The 22,024-nt window shown below is 68.2% G+C and carries 20 protein-coding genes and 1 pseudogene; 8 read left to right on the top strand and 13 right to left on the bottom strand.

Going from position 1 to position 22,024, the window contains the following annotated elements:
* Positions 1-939: 939 nt before the first annotated feature.
* Together FCI23_RS38230 and FCI23_RS38225 are read right to left on the bottom strand one after the other, a co-directional pair.
* Positions 940-1,119, bottom strand: coding sequence for a hypothetical protein (locus tag FCI23_RS38230; RefSeq protein WP_211265646.1), 180 nt, complete (start codon positions 1,117-1,119; stop codon positions 940-942).
* Positions 1,120-1,434: 315 nt separating this feature from the next.
* Positions 1,435-2,439, bottom strand: coding sequence for a DUF1259 domain-containing protein (locus FCI23_RS38225; protein ID WP_246144479.1), 1,005 nt, complete (start codon positions 2,437-2,439; stop codon positions 1,435-1,437).
* Positions 2,440-2,847: 408 nt separating this feature from the next.
* Between FCI23_RS38225 and FCI23_RS38220 the strand changes: the two genes are divergently transcribed.
* Both FCI23_RS38220 and FCI23_RS60680 read left to right on the top strand, forming a co-directional pair.
* Complete coding sequence (locus FCI23_RS38220; RefSeq protein ID WP_136728770.1) at positions 2,848-3,462, top strand: type IV toxin-antitoxin system AbiEi family antitoxin domain-containing protein; 615 nt, start codon at positions 2,848-2,850, stop codon at positions 3,460-3,462.
* Positions 3,462-3,776: pseudogene (locus FCI23_RS60680) on the top strand (nucleotidyl transferase AbiEii/AbiGii toxin family protein); the annotation flags it as partial. The gene FCI23_RS38220 and the pseudogene FCI23_RS60680, both read left to right, overlap by 1 nt.
* A 117-nt stretch (positions 3,777-3,893) precedes the next feature.
* Here FCI23_RS60680 and FCI23_RS38210 read toward each other — a convergent pair.
* The 9 genes from FCI23_RS38210 to dgoD all read right to left on the bottom strand — a co-directional run bounded on the left by FCI23_RS38210 (position 3,894) and on the right by dgoD (position 16,519).
* Complete coding sequence (locus tag FCI23_RS38210; protein ID WP_169317114.1) at positions 3,894-6,755, bottom strand: RICIN domain-containing protein; 2,862 nt, start codon at positions 6,753-6,755, stop codon at positions 3,894-3,896.
* Between the two features lie 113 nt (positions 6,756-6,868).
* Entirely contained in the window at positions 6,869-7,657 is a 789-nt protein-coding gene (locus tag FCI23_RS38205) for a bifunctional 4-hydroxy-2-oxoglutarate aldolase/2-dehydro-3-deoxy-phosphogluconate aldolase (RefSeq protein ID WP_136728768.1), read from the bottom strand.
* 49 nt (positions 7,658-7,706) lie between these two features.
* Positions 7,707-8,609 carry an SMP-30/gluconolactonase/LRE family protein gene (locus FCI23_RS38200; protein ID WP_136728767.1) on the bottom strand — a complete coding sequence of 301 codons (903 nt, stop codon included), beginning with the start codon at positions 8,607-8,609 and terminating at the stop codon, positions 7,707-7,709.
* 3 nt (positions 8,610-8,612) lie between these two features.
* Positions 8,613-9,701: a Gfo/Idh/MocA family protein gene (locus tag FCI23_RS38195; protein ID WP_169317113.1), complete on the bottom strand. Its 1,089-nt coding sequence runs from the start codon at positions 9,699-9,701 to the stop codon at positions 8,613-8,615.
* Positions 9,702-9,723: 22 nt separating this feature from the next.
* Positions 9,724-10,836, bottom strand: a complete 1,113-nt coding sequence (locus tag FCI23_RS38190; RefSeq protein WP_246144478.1) for an ABC transporter permease — start codon at positions 10,834-10,836, stop codon at positions 9,724-9,726.
* A 13-nt stretch (positions 10,837-10,849) separates the two neighbouring features.
* Positions 10,850-12,376, bottom strand: coding sequence for a sugar ABC transporter ATP-binding protein (locus tag FCI23_RS38185; protein WP_136728764.1), 1,527 nt, complete (start codon positions 12,374-12,376; stop codon positions 10,850-10,852).
* Positions 12,373-13,518, bottom strand: coding sequence for a substrate-binding domain-containing protein (locus FCI23_RS38180; protein ID WP_136728763.1), 1,146 nt, complete (start codon positions 13,516-13,518; stop codon positions 12,373-12,375). The genes FCI23_RS38185 and FCI23_RS38180 overlap by 4 nt, the downstream gene beginning before the upstream one ends.
* 841 nt (positions 13,519-14,359) lie before the next feature.
* Positions 14,360-15,328 carry a sugar kinase gene (locus tag FCI23_RS38175; protein ID WP_136728762.1) on the bottom strand — a complete coding sequence of 323 codons (969 nt, stop codon included), beginning with the start codon at positions 15,326-15,328 and terminating at the stop codon, positions 14,360-14,362.
* Positions 15,329-15,367: 39 nt separating this feature from the next.
* The gene (gene dgoD / locus FCI23_RS38170) at positions 15,368-16,519 is read right to left on the bottom strand and encodes a galactonate dehydratase (RefSeq protein ID WP_136728761.1); all 1,152 of its coding nucleotides are present in this window, start codon (positions 16,517-16,519) and stop codon (positions 15,368-15,370) included.
* A 67-nt stretch (positions 16,520-16,586) separates the two neighbouring features.
* Between dgoD and FCI23_RS38165 the strand changes: the two genes are divergently transcribed.
* Genes FCI23_RS38165 through FCI23_RS38155 form a run of 3 tightly spaced genes read left to right on the top strand, consistent with a single transcriptional unit; the run spans position 16,587 to position 19,202 of the window.
* Positions 16,587-17,306: a FadR/GntR family transcriptional regulator gene (locus FCI23_RS38165; protein WP_136728760.1), complete on the top strand. Its 720-nt coding sequence runs from the start codon at positions 16,587-16,589 to the stop codon at positions 17,304-17,306.
* A 14-nt stretch (positions 17,307-17,320) separates the two neighbouring features.
* Complete coding sequence (locus FCI23_RS38160) at positions 17,321-18,118, top strand: SDR family oxidoreductase (RefSeq protein WP_246144477.1); 798 nt, start codon at positions 17,321-17,323, stop codon at positions 18,116-18,118.
* A gap of 1 nt (position 18,119) precedes the next feature.
* A complete protein-coding gene (locus FCI23_RS38155; RefSeq protein WP_136728759.1) occupies positions 18,120-19,202 on the top strand; it encodes an L-idonate 5-dehydrogenase in 1,083 nt (360 codons plus the stop codon).
* Between the two features lie 300 nt (positions 19,203-19,502).
* Here the strand turns inward: FCI23_RS38155 and FCI23_RS64110 are convergent, their stop codons facing one another.
* Positions 19,503-20,051 carry a hypothetical protein gene (locus FCI23_RS64110; RefSeq protein WP_407646090.1) on the bottom strand — a complete coding sequence of 183 codons (549 nt, stop codon included), beginning with the start codon at positions 20,049-20,051 and terminating at the stop codon, positions 19,503-19,505.
* Here FCI23_RS64110 and FCI23_RS64105 point away from each other — a divergent pair.
* The 3 genes from FCI23_RS64105 (at position 20,050) to FCI23_RS58590 (ending at position 21,285) form a co-directional block, all read left to right on the top strand.
* Entirely contained in the window at positions 20,050-20,355 is a 306-nt protein-coding gene (locus FCI23_RS64105) for an aldo/keto reductase (RefSeq protein WP_136728758.1), read from the top strand. The genes FCI23_RS64110 and FCI23_RS64105 overlap by 2 nt on opposite strands.
* A 167-nt stretch (positions 20,356-20,522) precedes the next feature.
* The gene (locus FCI23_RS38140) at positions 20,523-20,807 is read left to right on the top strand and encodes a hypothetical protein (protein WP_246144475.1); all 285 of its coding nucleotides are present in this window, start codon (positions 20,523-20,525) and stop codon (positions 20,805-20,807) included.
* Positions 20,808-20,847: 40 nt separating this feature from the next.
* A complete protein-coding gene (locus FCI23_RS58590) occupies positions 20,848-21,285 on the top strand; it encodes a hypothetical protein (protein ID WP_211265645.1) in 438 nt (145 codons plus the stop codon).
* A 58-nt stretch (positions 21,286-21,343) separates the two neighbouring features.
* Here the strand turns inward: FCI23_RS58590 and FCI23_RS38125 are convergent.
* On the bottom strand, positions 21,344-22,024 hold a 681-nt coding region (locus FCI23_RS38125), incomplete at its 5' end, for a cytochrome d ubiquinol oxidase subunit II (RefSeq protein WP_136728757.1).

Here is a 22,024-nt window from a genome sequence, read left to right as displayed (position 1 = left end):
GCTCCCTGGAGAGTGACTGAGAAACCTGGAATGGATCCATTATGTAGGCAATATTGCCCCATATGGGCCCTTTTCCCTAGATTATGTGCCGTAGAATGTATGAAGACAAGTTGAATGGATCCATTTAGACTTCATGCCAATCCATGGGCTGACTCGTCTGGACCACGTCGGCCTCACGCTTTGGGCCCCTACCAGGACGACGGTCACTGGCTCCTGGGCCTCAGACTGGGGTCGTGGACTGGACGCACCCGGGACTGATGGAAACGGGCTTCGCCGGCTTCATGCCGTTCGCTGCCCTGCCGGAGGCGTCTGTCCCCGTCGCGCCTGAGGTTTACGTCGTCCGTCTCGTGCTGGGGCTGCACGTCCGCGTCCTTGACGGGCGGCACGACCGACGGCTCCCGCCGCCGCGGGTACGCAGGCTACGCAGTCCTCGAAAGCTGCACCTGCGACAGTCGTGGGTTGTGGCCCCACACGCGCCCAGGATCTGATCAACGCGGTCAACGCAGCCAACACCGCAGGTGGCGGCTCCATCGTGCCGGCCGGGGCACTGTGCACCTACACCTTCACCGGGCCCGACGCCCCCACCAACCACCTCAATGCGCTCCCCGTGATCACCACGCCCATCACGACTCACCGGGCCTTGGCGCCGCCCTCACCCAGACGGATGCAGTCCGGTTCTTCGAAGTCAGCTCCACGGGGAACCTGTCACTGAACACCCTCAACCTCAAGGGCGGGAAGCCGGCCACGGGGGGCCAGCACCACGGATCATGATGCCGCCGGGCCGTGTCCAGGGGAAGACAGCGGGGCGAGCAACCGATACGACCAGAGATCAGTGATCAAGGCCCCCACCCGGGCGGATGATTTATCGGCACCCGCAATGTGCTCCCGCTGGAGGGCATCAACGACATCGGATCCGGCAGCGCCGGGCTCGGGCAGCCGTTAACCGCCCAGGCCCTCGTCGCGGGCTACCGCACCCTGATCGACGAGGGGAAGGAGGCAGGCGTCGCCGTCCATGGCGGCCCGCTGCTGCCGTTCCAGGGTGTCGGCTTCTACCAAGAACGAGATCCGGGAGCAGGTCAACCAGTGGATTCGTACCTCGGAGGCGTTCGACAGCGTCATCGACTTCGAACGCGCGGTGCGCGATCCCTTCAACCTGCTGCGTTTCTTGCCCGCGTTTGACTGCGGCGACCACCTGCACCGGGGCGAAGCGGGGTATGCGGCGATGGGCTATGCCGTCAACCTCAAGACCCTGCCTGACACCGCCGAACCAACGGCCGGCCCTGGGCGCCCGGCGGCCCGGTTCTCCCGGGCAAGTAGTGTCAGGTGGGGCACGGGCACCCACCGCCTGGGCGCACCGCAGGGTGCCGGGTCCGGCTTTCACGGGGCGGGCCGTCCGAGTCGTCATCACCAACACGGGAAGTGCTACGTATCTTGCTAGCCCGACGGTGCGATGTTGGTGGCGTCCACTGCGGGGCGCAGAGCTTGGGCGAGCTTGACGGCGTCGCCCACGGCCCAGAAGTGGGTGAAGAACAGGCGCGGTTCGTCCGTCAAGCCGTGGTTGTGCAGCTCGACGAGCTGGATCCCGCCACGCCGCAGGGCCACCAGTACGTCCTGGACCTCCTTGGCGATCATGACGAAGTCGCCACTGAGCGCGGCCTGGCCGCCGCCCAGGGGCTGGAAGTTGAGCGCGGTGGTCGATCCCGTGCCGGGGGGCAGTACCAGGCCGCCGTCGGTGATGGTCTCGCGGCGGACGAAGATGGATTTGTAGATCCCATCCTCGATGTAACCCTTGACGCCCAGCGAGGCATCGATTCCGGCGGTGTCCAGGTCGACGGCCTGCGGCGGAGCAGGCCGTGCGGCGGGCGGAGTGCCGGTGCGGTCAAATGCCGCGCGCAGCCCGCGGGCCAGGGCCACCGCGTCGCGGCCGTGCCCATGGACGTGGGTCCACCAGATGTCGGGGGTCTGGGCGAGCAGGTGCTTGTGGATCGCGGTCTGCGCGATCCCATGCGCGTGCAGGGCGTCGCTCACCTGCTGCAGTTCGTCCTCGGTGACCGCCACATCGCCCATCACCAGTGTGCTGCCGTCGGCGTAACGGACGAAGGCCACGTGCGTACCCAGCGCGAACCCTGGTGCGATGGAGATCCCGTCGGAGACCACCTGGAGGTCCCAGCGAGTAAAGTCTGTATGGTAGACCGCTTTTCGCATAATAATACCTTTACGACCAAGGGTGTCCGCTACGTCCTTCCAGTCCGATTCAGCGGTGACTACCGGCTTGGCCGGATCGCGGCTCTTCCCCCCGACCATCCCGGTGGGCAGGGCGTGAGCGGCACCTGGCCCGGCCCCGGCCAGCATCGGCGCCAGTGCGGCCGCGGCCAACAGGCGCCGCCGCGGCGTGGCTGCCTGCGTGGACGTGTCCTGCTGTCGGTCTCCAGCGATCACGTGATCACCTCCATGACGAGATGGAACCACGACCGGGGGAGATGCCATCATCACCTTGGGGCATATTAGACAATATTGTCACTGTTTGGCCCTCTTTCGAACGGCGCCCCGAACCTGACCACCGTTATGGGAGTTCGAGCCTGCTCCCCCTCAGGAACAGACGGGCACAGAGTTCTTTGGGGGCGGGCCTTGAGCGCCCAGGGCGCCCCGACCGCCGTCGACGCGTCCCCCAGCCAAGCCCGGCGCGCCGAACGTCAGACCACCGACCACCACACGCGACCCGCACCCGCCCGGCCATCCGAGGGACCCCGTCACGGCCGCTTCGCACGAACCCACTCACCAACCGCCCCGCCAGCAGATTGTATTAAATCGATCCCCTCATGCTCATGCAGGGGTATCATTCGATACATGGATGCTGCGGAAAACGCCCGCCTGGAGCGACGACTGGCCGGCCTCTCCCCCACGTTCACGACAGCCCAGGCACGTCAGGCCCTGCTCTCCTCCCGCGACCTGGCATCTTTGGCCGCAGAGGGAGAGATAGACGAACTCTCCCGTGGCGTCTACCGGCGCGCGGACGCGCCCGAGACCGCACACGCGGACCTACTGGCCGTGTGCACACGGGCCCCCCGCGCCGTCGTGTGCGGGGAGTCGGCCCTGGCCCTGCACGAGCTGATCGACGACATCCCCGCGGCAGTAAACATCGCCGTACCACGCGGCTCGCGCCGACCCACCATCTCCTACCCACCGACCGTGGTCGCGCAGTACAGCGCGAAGACCTTCAGCCTCGGCGTCGAACGATTCGAAGCAGCCCCAGGAGAGACTATCCCCGCGTACAACGCCGCCCGCAGCGTCGTCGACGCCATGCGCCACCGCAGCCGCATCGGCGAGACCCTCGCTCTGTCCGCACTCGGCCGCTACCTCCGCCGCAACGGACACGGCGGGGTCAGCGAACTCCAACACATCGCCCGCGAGCTGGGCGCGCTCTCCGCTATCCGCCCCGCCGTAGAAGCGGTGCTCGCCTGATGGCCAACCCCACACGCGACACCACCGCCGGACGCGTCTACAACGACCTCCGCAACCTCGCACGCCGCAACAGCCGGTCCACCGACGAGATCATGATTGAGTACGTACTCGAACGGTTCCTCTACCGCCTGGCCGCATCGCGCCTCGGCCGGGAACACTTCATCTTCAAGGGCGGCCTGCTGCTCGCCCAGTTCGGCGCCCGCCGAATGACCCGCGACATCGACATCCTCGGCCGCGCGTTCCCCGGCAACGAAGCCGAGATCATCCGCAGGATCGCCACGATCGCCGCCACCGAAATCGACGACGGAGCGTGCGCCCGTCGGCAGCTGACCGGGACGGTACGGCGAGGAGTAGTCGGTGGATGGTGCCAGCCTGGCTCTGGCATGGGGAACACGGGGGGTGACCAGCACCACTGGCCGCCCCCCGTGGTGTTAGGACAGTGTGACGACGGTGACCGAGTTGGCCGCGAACGTCAGGTTCAGCGCGTTGCCGACGAGCGTGTAGGCAGTCGTGCTGTTCTGCGGTGTAACCTGGTTGACGTTGCCGGCGTTGTTCTGATCGGTGCGTGCGCCGCTGAGGCTGGTGATCTGAGCCGTCTGGCTCGTAGGCGCGAAGCCCGTGAGCGCGATCGTGGGCGACTGCGCCGTCGAGGACTCATTCGTCACGTTGAGGACCAGCTTGCTTCCGTTGAACTGCGCGCTCACGGCCAGGGACGGGTTGTTCGTCTCGGCGTGCACGACGGTTCCCAGGTTGCCCTCGGAGAACATCGCGGTGACGTACGCGGGCGGCTGGAGCCAGCTGCGGTGAGTGTCGAAGAACACCAGGCCCTGGTTCCAGCCGTTGTCGTTCTGCCCGTCCGGCTGCAGGGCGTTCGCTGATGCGACCACGGTTACCCGGTCTCCGTACTGCTGCAGTAGCGAGATCGCCTTCGCGTTCGCCAGGGCGCGTTCCATGTTGTGCTGCCCGGAGTTGAGCTCGAAGACGTTGATGTGGTACTTGGCGCCCTGGTTGTACTGGTGCAGCCAGTAGTCGAAGCTCTTCAGCGCATCGATCGATTGCTGTACCCGCTCGGGGGCGTCGTCGCCGATGTGGAGGTCGATCGCGATCTGTGCGTTGTTGGCAACGGCGTTGCTCAGGATCGATTGGTAGGCCGACAGGGAGCCGAGCCCACTCCCCGCGCCGGTCACGTGGTCGGGATCCGTGATGACGTTCGTGTACTCCACGTCAGCGACCGTCACGATGATCGACGGGTCCTTCGCCCAGATCGCGTTCGCGGCGTTGTTGAAGCGGGTGGCGTAGTTCGAGTCGACTTTCTCCTCGTTGCCGAACTCGATCTGACGGAACGTGTAGGGGGCGGGGTGCCCGTCAGCGGCGCGCTGGGCACCCCAGGTGGTGCTGGTGGAGCCTTTGAGGTAGTCGACGAAGTCGGCCATGTCTTGTGGAGTCTCGTACGAGTTGAACGTGGGAATCGCGTTGATACCCAGGGCCTCGGCGAAGTTGAGGAAGTCCGGGATCCCCCAGCCGTTCGACTCGTGCTCGTACCACCATCCGGTGTAGTCCAGCCGGCTCTCCCGCGGGCCGACCATGTTCTTCCACTGGTAGTTGGTCCACATTCCGGGTCCAAAAGTACCCGGGTCCGCGCTCGATCCGCCGTAGCGAAGCACGGTGTTGTGCTGCGACTGCATCGCGTTTGCGATATCGAGTCGGACCGGCAGCCCATCGAACCGTCCCCAGGTACCCGGCTCGAGATACACGTACCCGATGTTCACGGTTCCCGGACCGGTCAGCTTGATCGTGAATCGGCCGGCGTAGTCCGTCGTGTTAGGAGTGAAGGAGAACGAGTGCTTCGTCCACCTTGCGCCGTTCACGGTCAGCGACTGCGATCCGTAGACGGTGCCGGCGCTGCTCTCGGCGGCCACCTGCACGGTAACCGAACCGGTGCTTCGCATGTAGGCGTAGCCGTCGTAGGACTTGCCCGCCTGCCAGTTGGTTCCCCACCGGTTCAGGCCCATGTTGTTGACACCTGCCGAGCCGGAGCCGCCGGTGAAGGTGATCTGCTGGCTCTGCGAGCCCTTGAAGGGATTGCTTGTGTCCAGCGCGAACGATCCACTCGCCCCACCCGAGATCGCCTTGCGCCACATGCCGCTGATCCCGGCGTCGCTCTGCGGTTCTGCGAAGCTCTCCCCAAACACCATTTGGCTGTAGAGGCCCCCGTAGATCTCGTGGTTGACGTCCTCCATGCCGACGCCGGTCATCTGCGTCGAGTGCACGGCCTGGTTGTTGATCGCGTTCACACCGATCGAGTTCCCCACCGGGACGATCGTCCAGTACTGGTCGTTCGCGCTGACGTCGTCCCAGATCTGGGCCTGTGTGCTGTTCGCGGTTCCAGCGCCCACGACGGACAGCACCCCCGTGGCACGGCGTTGATTGTAGAACTTGTAGTAGCCGTTCGGCTGAGCTGTGATCGTCCACGCCTGGTCGGAGGCGCTGACGTTGTCATAGATCATGGCGATCGTGCCGTTGCTGGTACCGCCTCCTGTCAGTGACAGGATCAGGCCGCTCTTGTTGTTCACCAGGTGGTAGTAGCCGCCGCCGATGTCCTGGATCGTCCAGTACTGGTCCGGTGCGATGACGTCCGTGTAGACGATGGCCGGGGAGTTGTTCGAGGTGCCCCCGCCTTGTACCGACAGCGAAGATCCGCTGTTCTTGTTCACGATCTGGTAAAGCACAGTCGGGTCCTCGAACGTCTGCACCGGGATGATCTGCCACGACTGGTCCGAGGCATTGATGTTGTCCCAGACCTGCACGAGGGTGTTGTTTGCCGTGCCAGCGCTCACCGTTGAGAGCGCAGCGTCGGCCCGCTTCCTGTTCGTGATCGTCACTGTGCCCGAAGTGGTGCCCGGCGCTACCAGCCAGTCCTGATCGGGGTAGCCGTTCAGGTACTGCCAGAGGTGGACGCGGGTGCCGTTCGCTGTAGCGCCTTGGTCCAACGACAACGCGCGGCCGCTGCGCACGTTGATGAACTTCTTGTAGCCCTGCGCCGAGTCCTGGATGTACCAGAACTGGTCCGTCGTATTCACGTCGTCGTAGAGGATGTCGTCGTCGCCGTTGTCGGTGCCGCCACCGAGCACGGACAGCAACCGCCCGGACGCGATATTCTTGATCTTGTAGTACACGGTCGGGCTGTATCCCGTGTCGGCATAGGCCGGGGACGGGGCCGCCACCATCCTGACGCTGCTGGCCAGCAGCGTGGCGCCTGCAGCGACGAGGACCTGCCTACGCGAAAGGTTCAAGGGCGACATCATGGGCTCGCTTCCGTGGGTGGGTGGTGCTGCTCCGGGGGTCGATTGGGCGGGCGGCCGGGCGGGGGTCGGTTGACGTGGTGCGGTGTCGCAGATCCCGGTTCTCAGCACGGGCCGTCATGGTCGGTCTCGCGTTGAAGCGGAAAGTCGGAAATACTGCGGATTTCCCCAGACTCCTGCTGGCGTAGACCACCGCAGCCAGGCCGACGCACCGCGGCCAGGGGGGTGGGGCGGTTGGGCGCCCCTTTGCCTGCTGCCTTGTCGGGGGTCGGCGAGGAGCCTGCGATCAGGGTGTAAATGGCGTCGTCGTCGGCGTCGGCGAGCGAGCCGCCCAGAGACACGGCGGCCGCGCCGGCGGACAGGAACTCGCCCGCGTTTCCGGTGGTGATGCCTCCGGTGGCGACGAAGCGGGCGTCGGGGAAAGGCGCGAGCATCGCGGTGATCCAGGCGCTGCCCAGCTGGGCGGCCGGGAATGCCTTCGCCCACCGCAGGCCCAGCCGTGTCGCGCGCTGCACGTCAGTGCCGGTGGCGACGCCGGGCAGGTGGGCCAGCCCCAGGCCGGTGCAAGCGGTCAGGACGTGCTCGTCCAGTCCGGGGGCGACGGTGAAGGCGGCACCGGCGGCGGCGACCTGAGCGACGAGCTCGACGCTGGTAATGGTTCCGGCGCCGACCGGTCGCCGGCGGTGCTCGCCTGCGGTCGCGGCGGCCGCGAGGGTGGCCAGGTCGGCTTCGCGCTGGACGGGGATCTCGACGGCCACCACGCCCAGGTCCCACAGCCGGTGACATAGGTTGAGGGTGGTTGGCTGGTCCAGGCCGCGCAGGATCGCCATCACCGGGCTGTGGCGGAACATCTCGTCGAAGACGTCCTGTGGCGCTGAGTGGGAGCCGGTCATTGCTTTCTCCTGTTGGGGCGCGGTTGCTCCGGGTCGGCCGGAGGGTCGATCACGGTTTGGGGGCGTAGGCGTCGGCGGGGAGTCCTTTCACGCCCACGTCGGCGCAGAAGATCTTGCCGGAGTGCTCGTGGCGGGCCCGCTGGGCGCCGGTCATGTTCTCGGCGGAGGTGGTGATGAACAGGGTGCCCAGGTCGGGGCCGCCGAAGGTGCAACTGGAGACCTGCGGGGCGTCCACTTCGACAATGGCCAGCAATTCGCCGGCCGGTGTGTAGCGATGGACCGCGCAGCCGTCCCACAGCGCGACCCACAGGCAGCCTTCGGCGTCGATGCACATGCCGTCGGGGTGGCCGAGGGAGGGGTCGATGGTGACAGCCGTGGCCTGATCGGTCAGGCGGCCGTCGGCGGCGATGTGGAAGCGGTCGACGCGCTGAGTGGGCGTGTCGATGTAGTACAGCCAATCCCCGTCCGCGGAGAAGGCGAGGCCGTTGGAGATGGTGGTGCGCGTCCGGGCCACGGTGATGGTGCCGTCGGGGTCCAGCCGGTACAGCGAGCCGGCGCCGGGCTGCTTGCCGAAGGCCATGCTCCCGGCCCACAGTGCGCCGCGCGGATCGGCTTTGCCGTCGTTCATCCGCATTCGCTGACCCGCGTCGGCCTCGGGCTGCCCCAGCTGCGTCACCGTGCCGTCGTGCGACATGTGGGCGAAACCGTGACCGGCGGCTAGCAGCCATCCGCCGTCGGGTCCGATCGAGGGCGCCACGGCCCCAGCGGGAACGCCGACCTGAAAGCTGTGCTCGACCTCCAGGTAGCGAGTGTCGGCGTCGAAGTTAGCCTGGTGCACGAGACCGGCGTACTGGTCGACCCACAGCAGCTTGTCCAGGCGCGGGTCCCAGCACGGCCCTTCGGCGTGTTCGGCGCGGTGGTTCCCGGCCACGCGGCTCACAACGGTTCGCATGGCTCAGCCCTTTACGATCTGGGCGACTTCGACGAAGTCACCGCCGTGCTGCAGGGAGGTTGCCGCGGCGAACACGACCGCGAGGTCGGCCGCAGCGTCGGCGAAGGTCACCAGCGGCTGGCGCTGCTCGATGATCGCCGCCACCCAGTCGTCGACCATGAGCCGGTGGCTGCCGTAGTAGTTCTCCGGCGGGCTGATGGCGGTGCCCTGCGGCGTCTGCGCGTGCGCGTCGAAGCAGTGGGCGTGGCCGAGGTCGGCCTCATAGCTGACGCGCACGTCGATGCGGGCCTTCGAGCCGAAGACCGTGGCTTCGGCCTCGTCGACCAGGGCAGCGGCGCCCCAGGAGTAGACGGAGTGTCCGATGAGCCCGGAGGCGAACCGGACGGTGAGCAGGACGGTTTCCACCTCACCGTCTCCAGCATCCTCGGGCGCGGTGCTGTGCTGGGCGGCCACGGCTGTGATCTCTCCGCCGAGCTGGCGCAGCAGGGACGTGTGGTGGGTGCCCTGGTCCAGCATGATCCCGGAGGACGGGCCAGTGCCAGCCCGCCAGCCGTCGCGGACCCAGACGCCGCCCAGGGTGTAGGCGCGGGTGGTGCGCAGCGCCCGAATCGCACCGGCCTGCCCGGCCGCGATGGCGTGGCGGGCGGCCTTGACCGCCGACAGGTGCGGGTAGTTCTCAGCGACGGCCGCCACCACGCCACCGCCTTCGCTGGCGGCGACCATGCGCGTGGCGTCGGCAACTGAAGTGGCCAGGGGCTTCTCCACCAGTACGTGCCGGCCGGCGGTCAATACCTCGACGGCGGCGTCGGCATGCAGGTGGTGCGGCAGGCGCTGGTCGACAGCGTCGAACTCGACTCCGGCGGCCAGCACCTCGGCGAGGGAGGCAAAGGCCGGTATGCCCAGCAGAGCGCCGACGGCGTCGGCCCGGTCGGCGTGCGGGTCGACGGCTGCCACGAGGCGGTAGCGGCCGCCGGTCGGGTGCGCGTAGACCCGGGTGGCCACCTCCCAGCCGATCGCTCCGCAGCCGACCAGCACGATCCGCACGGTCGCGGGGTCGGCCTCGTCTGAGGGCACGGCGGATTCGGTGTTCACGGCATGAACGTCCTTAGTGTTGTCAGCGGGTTGTTGTGCGCAGCTCACTGGGGGAGTCTTCCGGTGCTGCTTCGGCTGGTAGTTGGGTCGCTCGGCCGGCGCGGGCCCTGACCAGTCGGCGAGCCCGGCCCAGGCGCTTGGCGCGCACCCGGTCGATGGTGATCGCGACGCCGAGGACCGCGCCCAGCACGATCTGCTGGTAGTAGGGGCTGACGTTGAGCACGATCAGCGCGTCGTTGATGATGACGAGCAGGACGCTGCCTGCGACGATGCCGATGACGCGCCCCTGCCCTCCGAGCAGGCTGACGCCGCCGATGACGGCCGCGGCGATCGCGTCGAGTTCGTAGCCATTGGCCACCGAAGGGTCTCCCAGCCCCAGCCGGCCGGCGATCAGGATGCCGACGATGCCGGCCAGCACGGCGGAGGTGACGTAGGTCCACATCACCCGGCGGCCGACGTTGACGCCGGCCAGCCGCGCCGCTTCGGCGTTGCCGCCGACGGCATACGTCTGCCGGCCCAGGTACATGCGCTCCAGGAAGAACCAGGCAGCGGCCGCGACCAGCACGAACACCAGCGCCGGCAGCGGTATCCCAAGAACGCTCTGCTGGGACAGGTCCATGAACGCCTGCCCGGAGATGGAGATCGGCACACTATGGGTTATCGCCTCAGCGCCACCGCGGGCAGCGGTGAACGTGACCAGGGTGATCACGAACGGGGGCACGTTCAGGCGGGTGACGAACAGTCCGTGCATGGCCCCAACCGCCGCGCACAACAGAATTGTGAGCAGGATGCACAGGGCCAGCGGCAGGCCGGCCTGGACGAACAGCCAGGCGCTGAACACCCCGGACAGCGCGGCCAAGGCGCCGACCGACAGGTCGATGCCGCCGGTCAGGATGACCAGGGACTCCCCCAAGGCCAGGATCCCGAACTCGGCCAGGTTGCGGCTCATCTCGCTCAGGTTCCCCGGGTCGGCGAACCGGTTCTTGTCCGCCCACACCCCGAGGAACACCGCGATACAGGCGGTGATCACGCCGATCTCGGGGGTCTCGGCTAGCCTGCGGGTCCAGCCGCGGCCCGGCTGGGGGCGCTGCGTCCGGCCGAGCGCCTCGGCCGGGCCGTTCGTGTTGGTCGACACTGGCATGGCTTCCTTACCGGTTTCCGCTGGTCGGGGCGGTCGCGGCCGCCCAGGTCATGATCAGTTCTTTGGTGAAGTCGGCCCGGGCGATGTCGGCGACCGCGCGGCCGCCGGCCATGACGATGATGCGGTGGCAGATCCGCAGGAGTTCCTCCAGCTCAGAAGAGGCGACCAGGACCGAGCAGCCTCCCGAGGCGGCGTCGGTGATCAGCCGGTAGATCTCGGATTTGGCGCCGACGTCCACACCGCGGGTGGGCTCGTCGAGCAGCAGGACGGCCGGGTTGGTGGCCACCGCCCGTCCGAAGATCGCCCGCTGCTGGTTACCGCCGGACAGGTCGCGGATCGGCTGCTCCGCGGAGCGGCAGCGCACGTTGGCCAGGGTCAGCAGCCGGGCGGCCTCGCGGCGTTCAGCTGCCGGGCGCAGATAGCCGCGGCGGGCCAGGCGGGGCAGCGCGGTCAGGGTCAGGTTCCAGCGGATGGGCGCGGCCGGCAGCAGGGACTGTTCCTTGCGGTCTTCGGCGACCAGGGTCACGCCGGCTGCGATCGCCTGAGCGGGGCTGCGGGGGCGGAACGGTGTGCCGGCCAGAGTGACGGTGCCGCCGGTGCGCGGCTGAGCGCCGAACAGGGTGTGCAGCAAGCGGCTGCGCCCGGAGCCCATCAGCCCGGCCACGCCCACGATCTCCCCGGCGTTCAAGTCCAGGTCCAGCGGGCCCAAGCCGTCGGCGGCCAGGCCGCGCGCGGCCAGCACGGTCGCGGTCGCGACCGCGGGCAGATCGTCCTCCGTTTGGGCCAGCTCGGCGCCGACCATGGCCCGCACCAGAACCTCCTCGCTGGCCTGGTCCCGGGAGAGGTCGGCGACGATCTCGCCGTTGCGCAGCACGACCAGGCGGTCGGACACGTCCAGGACCTCGTCCATGCGGTGGCCGACGAAGATGACGGCACCGCCGTCTTCGGCCAGGCGTCGGGCCAGGTCCAGGACCATCGCGGCCTCCACCGGGCCCAGGGCGGAGGTGGGCTCGTCAAGGATCCACACCAGCGGCCTACGGGCCCATGCCTTGGCGATCTCGACGAGCTGGCGCTGGGCGACCGACAGCGTGTCCAGTCGTTGGCTGGCCGAGATGTCCAGGCCCAGCTCGTCAAGCGCGGCCTGGGCCTGGCGGTGCAGGGCCCGGCGGTCCAAGATGCCGCGCCGGGTGCCCTCGGGGGTGCGCCCCAGGAGCAGGTTCTCGGCTACCGAGAACTGGGCCACCAACGGGAACTCCTGGGAGACCATGGCCACACCTGCGGCGGCGGCCGCGGCCGGATGACCGGCCGCGACCTCTTCGCCGCCGATGTCGACCGTCCCGGTGGTTGGGGCGACGGTGCCGGCGATAGCGCCCATCATCGTGGACTTGCCGGCACCGTTCTCCCCCACAAGCGCCACGACCTCACCGCGGCGCAGCACCAGGTCTGGCACGTCCAGGACCCGCACCGGTCCGTATGCCTTGGTCACCTGGCGCAGGTGCACCGCCGGGCTGGCGGCGACGTCGGCCGCCGTCATGACGAGGCGAGGCCGAAGCTGGCGAGCTTGGCGTTGTAGGCGTCGAGGTCGGCGGCGGTGACCACGCCGATGCCCGAGGACAGGGTGTAGCCGTCCGACTCAAGATAGGGCTTGAGCAGTGCCATCGTCGCATCCTTGCCCAGGACCTTCATCGCGGTCAGGATGTACTCGGCCATGTAGCCCTGCTGGTAGGGCTGCTGCAGCACCATGGCCTGTATCACGCCGGACTTGAGCATCTGCAGCGTCTTCGGCTCGGCGTCGTCGGCCAGGATCTGCACCTTGCCGGACTTGCCAGCGCTCTGCACGGCCTGCCCGGCCGACGGGCCGTCGTAGGACCACACCGTGTAGAAGGCCTTCAGGTTCGGGTCCGCCTGCATCGCCGCCGAGGCGTTCTGCAGTGCCTTGCCGGCGTCACCGTTGTCGTTGTACACCTGGAACACCTTGATCTTGGTGTCCTTGATGGCGTCCTTGAAGCCCGCGATGCGCTGGGTGGCGTTGGTCGCGGTCAGCGAACCGGTCAGCAGCGCCACGTCCCCGCCGTTGGGCAGCATCTGGGCCATGGCCTTGCCGGCTTGCTGCCCGGCGGCGTAGTTCGGGGTGCCCAGGTACACCGGCGCGTCGCTCTGGTACTGCTGCATCGGCCCGTCGATCGGCAGGATGTTGACCCCGCGGGCCGTGGCCGCGCTCACCGCGCTGCCCATCGCCGACGGTTGGATCGCCGAGACGGAGAAGCCTGTGATGCCCTGGGACACCAGCGTGTTGATCATCGACAGCTGCAGGGTCACGTCCTGGGTGGGGGGCTCCTGGAACGTTGACTTGACGCCGAGTTCGGAGGCGCCCTTTTCCGCGCCGGTCTTCGCCGCGTCCCAGTAGGCCGACACCACGTTGACCACGACGGCGTTGTCGACCTTCGACAGGTCCTTGCCCGCCAGTGCCGCCTTGATCTTGTCTCGCAACTCGGCGAGCTTGTCGTCGTTGAACGCGATCGACCCCTGCAACGCGGCGGCGGAGCTGTCGGCGGCCGGCGCGTTGCTCGGGCTTTTGGTGGAGGTTCCCGAAGAGTTGGTGCTGCAGGCGCTCATGGTGAACGCGGCTACGACGAGAACGGCCGGCAGCACATGCTTACGAACTCTGTGACCCATGAGGGGCTCCTGTTCAGGTCGGATGTCCAGCCCGGGAGTGGGGCCTTACTGTGCGTTGATCGCCACAAATAAGGGCGGTGTTCCGGGGGTTCGCGGCTCGCGCCGGCCCCTCCGAAGCGTGGTGGCTGTGCCGGTGTCAGGCATCCGAGCGCGGTGGCTGAAACCTTCACGTAACTTGCTGTGCGAGATAATAATCAGAGTAATCACAGCAATGGAAGACCCTGGAGGCCACGAAGGTTGGGACGCTGCCGTTGGTGTGCCGCCCCGCCGACCTGCACCTTGATTGGCCGGGGCAGCCGGCCAAAAGGCGGTGTCCGCCGAACGGGTGACTGAGAGAATTACCCGAGGCCTGGAGATCAGCGCGGGGCCCGCCGGGGTGTTGCCCTCCAGCGACGGGGGATTTGGCGGTGACCGGGCATGTCGGGCACCTGGTCACCAAGGACCGCCAGTGGTCGGCGATAGCCCCGCACGGGGCGCGTCGCGCTGTTCGCGAGCGAGCGCGGTGCTCGCGATGCCAAGGCGCTGTGGGTCCGGTGCCGCTCGGGCAGGGAACCGTTCAGGGTAGCTGTTCGGCGTGCGACCGGGTTGTCCGGCAGGCCGTCGGCGCCGGCGTCCACGTCCTGCGACGAACCCACCGGATCAGCTGCGGTGCCGCTATGGCGGCATGGCCTGCTGCTGTGCGCGGGCAGTTGGCGGTGCCTGCTCGTTGGCCGACCGGTGCCGTCGGCCACGGCCGGCGGTGGACCTGGTCGCGGCCGCATCCGGGCTCAAGCCGATCCCGCCGACGGCCCACAGAGACCTGGGCCGGAAGACCTCGAAGGTCCCCCCGGCATCAGAGTGTTCAGCCGCCTGCCCAACTCGACGCGCAAGCCACCGCTAGCAGGCGTTCGGGGGTGTCGGGGATGGTGAAGTGGTCGCCGAGGGAGGTCAGGGCGGCCCCGGCCATGAGGTGCCCGAGGCGAAGGCGGGCGGTGCACGGGAGATCGTGGAGCCTTCCGTACAGCCAACCGGACGCGAACGCGTCTCCTGCTCCGACGGGCTCCCGGACGACGATCGGCAGCGCGGGCACGACGACCGGTTCATCGGCCCGGCCGAAGGAGACGGCCGCGCGGGCGCCGTCCTTGACTACGAGGGTGGACGGCTGGCCGATCAGCCGGCGTACCTCGGTCGCGGAGGCCAGGTCCCACAGTGCCTCGGCCTCGTCCAGGCCGACGAACACGGTGTCTGCCGCGTTGGCCAGGTCCAGCAGTTGGTTGGCCGCAACGGCTGGGGAGGGCCACAGAGCCGGGCGGTAGTTGACGTCGAAGGAGGTGTGGATGCCCTGGGCCCGGCATGCGGTCAGCGCATAGCGAATGGCCGCCGCACAGCTGTCCGATAGCGCGGGCGTCACTCCGGACAGGTGCAGGACCGCCGGCTGAAAGGCCAGGGCAGTGTCGACGTCGGCCGGCGACATGGTGGAGGCGGCGGAGCCCGCCCGGTAGTAGGTGACCGTCGAGCCGTGCGGGCCGGGGTCTTTCAGGAACAGCCCGGTGCGCTGGCCGGGCAGGAACCGTACAGCTGAGACATCGACGCCGGTGGCGGCGAGGTCTCGGGTGATGCGCTGGCCCAGGGCGTCTTCGCCCAGGCGGCTGACCCAGGACACGGGGATGCCGAGCTGGGCCAGTGCCTGGGCGACGTTCGACTCCGCGCCCGCGGTCCGCACGGTGAACGTGGCAGCGGTGTTCAGGGGCAGCCCGTCATCGGGGACGAGTTGGGCCATGGTCTCTCCGAAGCAGACCACGCGCGACGGGGGATCTTGATCTTGGGGCATGGGAAGAACTCCTCGGTTCGGGTTCCGGGCGGGTGGCCGCTACCACTCGGCGAAGGCGCCGTCGTCGTGCCGCCACACCGGCGTGCGCCACGGGGTACTGGCCGCATCGGCGCGGCGCACTGCGGCCTCGTCGATGGCGACGCCCAGTCCGGGAGCGTCCCTGCGGTGGATATGGCCGTCGCGGAAGTCGAACACCGAGGTGTCCAGCAGATAGTCCAGCAGGTCTTCCCCCGGCTCGTTGTAGTGGATGCCCAGGGACTGCTCCTGGATCAGCAGGTTGGGGGTGGCGAAGTCGACCTGCAGACAGGCCGCCAGGGCCAGCGGGCCCAGCGGGCAGTGCGGGGCCAGAGCTGCGTCGAAGGTCTCGGCCAGGGCAGCGATCCGCCGCACCTCAGAGATACCGCCGGCGTGCGACAGATCCGGCTGCACCACCGCGACGCCGGCTTGCAGAACGGGCAGGAAGTCCCAGCGGGAGTACAGCCGTTCGCCGGTGGCGATCGGCGTGCTGGAGCCGGCGACCAGTCGCGCCAGGGCCGCGTGGTTGTTGCCGGGCAGGACCGGTTCCTCGACGAACAGCGGATGGAAAGGTTCGAGCAACGGCAGCAGGCGGCGGGCGGCCGGAGCGGAGATGCGGCCGTGGAAGTCGATGGCCACATCCCGGTCGGGGCCCAGCACTTCGCGGGCGGCCGCCGCCCGCTCCAGGATGGCGGCGGTCTGCGCCTGGGGCGGCAGGTGACCCACGACACCGGAGGCGTTCATCTTGACGGCGGTCAGGCCTGCCTCGACCTGGGCGGCAACGGCCTCGCCGACCTGGTGCGGGTCGTCGCCCCCGACCCAGCCGTAGACCCGGACCCGGTCGCGGACCGGCCCGCCCAGCAGTTGGTAGACCGGCACTCCGTGGGTCTTGCCGGCGATGTCCCACAGCGCCTGGTCCAACCCGGCGAGCGCCGACGACAGCACCGGGCCGCCGCGGTAAAATCCCCCCTTGGCCATCGTCTGCCAGTGATCCTCGATCCGCCCCGGGTCCTGGCCGATCAGGTAGTCGGCCTGGGCCGCCACCGCCTGGCGGACGACGTCGCCGTGCCCTTCCAGGGATGCCTCGCCCCACCCAGTCACCCCTTCATCGGTGTCCACCTTGACGAACAACCAACGGGGCGCCACCTGGAACGTCTCGATCTGAATTATCTTCATGAACCTTCCATTCCTCGGATTACTATGATTATTATCTGAACCAGGAACCGACCCACAAGGGGGGCAGATGCAGCGCCGCGGCGATCTTCACACTCGCGTCGTCAACAAGCTCGGGGCCGCGATCGTCGACGGTCACCTCGCCGAAGGGGAGATCATCGACCTGGACAAGATCGAGGAAGAGCTGGACGTGTCACGCTCGGTGACCCGTGAGGCCCTGCGCGTCCTGTCCAGCCTCGGCATGATCGTGGCACGGCACAAGGTCGGCACCCGCGTACTGCCCCGCGCCGAATGGAACCTGCTGGACACCCAGGTGATCGCCTGGCGCTCCGAAGGCAAGGACAGCGACCTGCAACTGCACGACCTGCTGCAACTGCGCAGCGGCATCGAGCCATTGGCCGCCCGGCTGGCAGCCGGCCAGCTGGACGCCGCAGCGCTTCAGACCCTGCGTGAGTCCTGCGACGAGATGGAAGCCGCCGCCCGGACAGTGGACCGGCGCACATTCCTGCGCGCCGACGAGGTGTTCCACAGCACGATCCTGATCGGATGCGGCAACGAGCTGGTCGCGCGCTTCGGGCAGGTGGTCGTGGCCGCCCTGGAGGCCCGGCAGCACGAGTCGCGCACGGCCATCACCGAGCTGACACCGCCGTCGCTGGTACTGCACCGCAAACTCCTGCAGGCCCTGGAGCGGGCCGGCAGCGGCAAGGCCGGTCAGGCCGCCGCCCAGGCCGAGCGAATCGCCCGCGAACTCGTCGACCTGGCGAGCGTCGAACTTGGATTTGAAGCGTGAGGACGCCGGTGATCTTGGAAGAGCGTATACGCACTTCACCGTTCGACCTGTCCGGCCGACGAGCGCTGGTCACGGGCTCCACCCGGGGCATCGGCGCCGGCATCGCCGAAGGCCTAGCCCGCGCCGGCGCGCACGTCGCCGTACATGGCCGCGATGAGCTTGGCGTCAAGGCCGCGGTGAACCAGCTGCGCAATGCGCTCGCCGACGACGGTATTGAGGCCTTGGTGGACTCCGTGGTCTTCGACGTCACCGATGCCGAGAGCATGCTGTCCGCCGTTGCACGGCTGGAGCAGGACTTGGGCGGCATCGACATCCTGGTCAACAACGCCGGCATCCAACACCGGTCGGCCTTGGTCGACTTCCCGCTGCATGCCTGGCAGGAAGTACTGTCAGCGAATCTCACCAGCTGCTTCCTGCTCGCCCGGCAGCTTGCCCCTGGAATGATCATCCGTGGCCGGGGCAAGATCATCAACATCTGCTCGGTGCAGAACAGGCTGGTACGCGGTTCCACATCCGCCTACGCTGCGGCCAAGGCGGGTCTCGGCGCCCTGGGACAGGTCATGTGCGCCGAGTGGGCCGCGGCCGGAATTCAGATCAACGGGCTGGCGCCGGGCTACATCGATACTGACCTGAACACCGCCCTGAAACAGAACCCTGAAATGGTCGACTGGATCAAGTCCCGGACGCCGGCCGGCCGCTGGGGAACCCCGCAGGACCTGGCCGGCCCCGCCGTGTGGCTGGCATCGGCCGCGTCGGACTTCGTCAACGGGCAGGTCGTCTTCGTCGATGGCGGAATGACGGCGGTCATCTGACATGTCGATCCCACATGGCCAGGCCGTACTCACGGCAGAGCGCACCGTCGAGGCTGTCCGGGTCCACACCGCCGGCGATCTACGGCTGGACCGGCTGGAACTGGCCGTACCGCAACCGCACGAAGCGGTGGTGCGCATCGCATACGGCGGCATCTGCGGATCCGACATCCACTACTGGCGTCACGGCGCCGTCGGCGCCTCCGTCCTGCGCGCCCCGATGGTCCTGGGCCACGAAGTCGTCGGCACGATCGCGCAGGCCGCCGTCGACGGCTCGGGACCAACCGGGTCCACCGCCGTGGTCGTACACCCGGCGCAGACCTGCGGAGTATGCCAGTGGTGCCGCACCGGCCAGGAACATCTGTGCCCGAAGTGCCGCTACCTGGGCAGCGCCGCACAGTGGCCGCACACCGATGGCGGATTCGCCACATGGATGACCGTCCCGACAGACCGGCTCGTCCCGATCCCCGACGGCCTGGACCTGCGCCGGGCCGCTCTGGCCGAGCCGACGGCAATTGCCTGGCACGCGGTCACCCGCGCCGAACAAGCCGACGGGCCACCCCTCCACGGCGCGCACGTCCTAGTGGTGGGCGCCGGCCCCATTGGCCTGCTGGTCGCCGCCATCGCCCGGCACCGGGGCGCTGGCTCGGTGACCGTCACCGACCTGCACGCCCGCCCACTCCAGGTCGCCGCCCGTACAGGGGCCGACCGGACCCTCACCGTCGAGCAGATGTCCAACGGCACGCTGATCCCCCCGGCCGACATCGTCTTCGAGTCCTCAGGTGCGCCCGCAGGCCTGGCCATGGCGCTGCGTGCGGCGTGCCGCGGAGGCACTGTGGTGGCTGTCGGACAACTCCCACTCGCCGATTTCACATTGCCTGCCTCGCAGATCGTGACCAACGAACTGACAGTCACCGGCTCCCTGCGCATGGCCGCCGAACTACCCGCGTCGCTGCGCTTCCTCGCCGACCCCAGCTCGGGCGTCGAGGCCATTATCAGCCACGAGTTCGACCTAGACGACCTCGCAGATGCCTTCAAGGTCGCCGCGGACCCCGGCCGGTCCAGCAAGGTGCTCCTGCGCTTCTGACCAGCACGACCTGAGATCGGATCCAGCTTCGCCGTCGGAGTCCTGGTCGACGCCTTCGTCGTCCGCCTCACCCTGGTCCCCGCCGCCATGGCCATCCTCGGTGCCAAGGCCTCGTACCACCCCCGCTGGTTCTCCCGCTACGTCCCGGACCCCGACATCGAAGGCGAACGACTCGACGACAGGCTCAGCGACCACGGACAACACCGACTCACCAAGTCTGACCGTCCCTTCGGCCGGGGAACCGCCCGCCGAACGGGAACCCCTAGCTCTTGCGCTAGGTGTAGCCGTTGCACATACGAGTTACGGCATTCCGGGCATCGGGAAGCCATGAACACGCGCGTTTCTAGCCCGGCCCGTACCGAGATGCTCGACAAGCTGTGGGACTACGGCCACGTCGAATGGGCCCTGCTGGACTACGTCCACCGCGAGGCCGCCCTGCTGGTCGGCCCCGTCGATGAACTCCTGATCGCCCTCGCCCGCCCGCCGCACCCCAGGCAGTTCCTCGTCGCCGCCATCGCACCGCCCGGCACCGACGGTGTCTGGACCCCGGAGCAGACGGGTTGTTTTCTCGACTACGTCGAGCAAGACCGGCTGTACATGCTCTGGCAGATCATCGCTTTTCGAGGCACCCGACGCGGCGAGGTCTGCGGCGTCCGCTGGGAAGACCGTTCCAGGTCGACCCGAACACTGGCCATCGCCACCCAACTCGTCCAAGACAACTGGGACGTCTACGAGGGTGCCCCGAAGACAGACAGCGGCATCCGCCTGATCGCCCGCGACGAGGAAACCGACCAGGGGCTCGACACCCACCGGATACGACAGCAGCAAGAGCGTGAAGCCTGCGGACATGGCGCTGGCCTGGCTGCTGCGCAATCCCGTCGTCTCCACCGCGATCGCTGGAGCAGAGACGACCGAACAACTGCGCTCCAACCTCGAAACACTGGCAATACGGCTGGACGACGACTTCGCGGAACGACTCGCCCGGATCTGGCTAGGGCCCGGGGAAGCACCACAGGCGTACGCCTACCGACTGTCAGTGGCGGATGAGGCGCTGACGGGATGCCACGTATCCCGAGACAGGTCTTCCGCGACGTCCTTATGGCACGATGGGTCGAGGAGATCGGCCCTGAGGCGGCCCACACGAAGGCGATAGCGGATCTTGCCGCCGGAGCTGTGCCGCCGTGGAATCCCGACGAGCACAGGGAGATCCTGTGGGGCTCAAAAACACGAATCGTCGTCTGGCTTTGAGGTCCTTCGCCGTGGGGAACCGGGAGTCCAGGTCTCTGAGCAGCGGTTGTTCCTCGTCTGGGATCATGTTTCGTGATCCTGTCCATGGTGTACGCCGTCACCCGCCGCCTGCTGTCGCTGCCCGCGTTGCTGCTGCGGCGTGACGTCTCCAAGGACGCGGAATTGCTGGTGCTGCGGCACGAGAACGCGGTCCTGCGCCGACACGTCCCGCGCGTGCGCTACGAACCAGCCGACCGCCTGTGGTTCGCCGCGCTCTCGCATCTGATACCGCGCCGCCCCATCGACCTCGCCGAGTACCACGTCTACCACACAGCGGTCCTCGGCGGACTTATCAACGAGAACCAGATCGCCAGTTGACACCGCCAAGAACCCGCAGGTCAGCGGCCGAATCCTATATTTGAGCCCCACAGCTCCCGAAGGTGCGGGAACTCCAGCAGGCGTCGAGGCCAAGTCACGCCACGACGGCCCGCAGATCACCGGCGGGGTCGACACCTACGGTCTGACCCACCACGCGGCCGTGATCGACCCGATCGGCCGGCACCTGGCCGACCGTGAGTTCCCCGCCACCATCCGCGGCTACCGTGACCTGCTGGACTGGATGCGCTCAGACGGCACCCTGGTCGTTGGTCGTGGTCGGGGTGGAGGGCACCGGCATCGGCCGGCAGTCCGCACACGCGGGTACCTGACGTTCGGCAGCCCGATCGGGTTCTCCGGCTTCACCCCTGTGATCACCGGGTCCCCTTTGCTCGGCGAACACACCGACGAAGTCCTCGCCGAACTCGGCTACGAGGCCGATGCCATCGCCAAAATGCACGCCAACCACGTCGTCGTTTGACCGGCTCAGTACCTGCCCCCGGCTCCCGCGACTGCCGCCTGAGGGCTGGTGGGGCGGCTCATTCTAGCTTGCGGCGCAGTGAGAGGGTGTAGAGCAGCAGCAGTGAGGGGGCGATCAGCACTGCTGCCACGCACGAGACGGCGATCAGGACCCACTGGGTGGCGCTCGGCGAGGCGGCCTGGTCGATGGTCAGATGGGTGCCGAGCAGGTACGGGTACTGGGCGACGCCCCAGCCTGCCACCACGCAGGCGATCGCCGCCGCAGCGAGCGTCCGTACCAGGGGCGGTCGGCCGCTGCGCAGCAGCAGCAGAGCGGCGACTCCGCAGACGGCCGAGATGATCAGTAGTGGCAGTCCGACTCTGCTCAGTTGGTGGAAGAGCCTGGGTGAGTCGTCGTGGAGGATGAATACTCCCGCCAGGGCCACCAGTCCGGAGGCGACGCCCGCGGCGAGCGCACGCCGCCGGAATCCCTGCTCGAGCTCGGTGTCGCCGCGCCGCACGGACTGACCGGTGAGGAACACGGCCGCCAGGTAGGCACAGACGCTGACCGCCAGGATGCCGCCGAGCATGGACGTCGGATTGGTCCAGCTGGACAGCGCATCCCCGTATCCGCCGGTCGGGACGCGGCCCGAGGCGATGCCGCCTGCCACCGCCCCCAGGAAGAAGGGAGTGACCACCGAGGAGGCGGCGAACACGGCCCCGGCGACCCGTTGCTCGGATGTGCGGACCAAGGCTTTACG

This window comes from Actinacidiphila oryziradicis, from assembly GCF_005047355.1.
Taxonomy (GTDB): domain Bacteria; phylum Actinomycetota; class Actinomycetes; order Streptomycetales; family Streptomycetaceae; genus Actinacidiphila; species Actinacidiphila oryziradicis.
Note: the sequence above shows the minus strand (reverse complement) of the source record. Positions and strands in the feature narration are given on the sequence as shown.